This is a genomic window from Photorhabdus hindustanensis, from assembly GCF_002968995.1.
GTDB lineage: Bacteria > Pseudomonadota > Gammaproteobacteria > Enterobacterales > Enterobacteriaceae > Photorhabdus > Photorhabdus akhurstii.
In genome coordinates this window covers 1-958 of the sequence record NZ_PUWT01000160.1, presented here as the reverse complement: position 1 = coordinate 958, position 958 = coordinate 1, and the positions used below count along the sequence as shown (strand labels likewise).

Sequence of the window (958 nt, the reverse complement as noted above, 5' to 3'; positions counted from 1 at the left end):
TATTAGCAGAATGCTCTGAATTAGTCACTCTTTAATCAGCGTGTGAAAGCTCATACTCATCAAACCAGGCATCTCTTGCACGGCCATCTGCTGCCTGATAGTGGATCAAATACTGGCTAGCACTATGAATATATTCAGCACGGGCTTTGATATGCCCTTTTTCACCGCTGATAATAACTTGTACGGCCTGACCTAATTTATATTTGAAAACCTGTAATTTGCTCATACCTACCTCTTTGTAGAATGTTATAAATCAAGATTTGGGCTTGACTGAGCTATATTTGCTCGCCCATGCCTTAGCAATATGCAGACAGTCATCGTACATCTTGCCCTTTCTGCTTGCTGACGAACTGCGGCGATAGTGATCGACTGCCTTGTCACTTGCCATGCCTGCAATAGATGAAGAAAAGCCAAGTCTGGTTAACTCGGCTTGGATGTTCTTAGCGATGAATTGCTCGTGGTTCATGTGCAACCTTCTTTGCTCCTCCCCCAACCAAACCGAGAGCCATCTGACTAATATCATTGATCATCCTTTCAGCTTTATTGAGAGTAACCAGGTCATCTTGTCGCTTTCTTAGTCTGCGACCTGCATCAGATGAATCTTCATCAGACGCCCTTTTTGCCAGAACAAGCATGTGTTGCAGTTGCTGGATGGTAAACCCAAATCCAGACTTAACCTCAAGTTCAGTCATGTGATCGAATACCTGCGCTTGCAGCTCATAGCTGTAGCTCATTGCCATCAAACAGGATTCACGCTTGGGGAATCGATAGCATGGCAGCTCACGACCAGTACTGTCTTTGTACTGAGCGGAAAATTTCGCTGAGTGTTCCTCACCCAACACTTTTGGGACTTTCTTGAGAAAATCTTTGTGTTGTAGCCTCTTGTATTTCTTGCATGGAAATGAAAGCCCTTCCGCCTCTGCTTTGGCCTTCCTTTCGGCATTGATGTAATCAACCA

General features: G+C 44.6%; 2 protein-coding genes. Both read right to left on the bottom strand.

The genetic code is table 11. The annotated features are described in order from the left end of the window. Positions 1-31 precede the first annotated feature (31 nt). On the bottom strand, positions 32-226 hold the full coding sequence (locus C6H66_RS24940; RefSeq protein WP_105396917.1) for a hypothetical protein: 195 nt from the start codon (positions 224-226) through the stop codon (positions 32-34). Between the two features lie 214 nt (positions 227-440). Further along, on the bottom strand, positions 441-958 hold a 518-nt coding region (locus C6H66_RS24930; protein ID WP_248000827.1), incomplete at its 5' end, for a Rha family transcriptional regulator.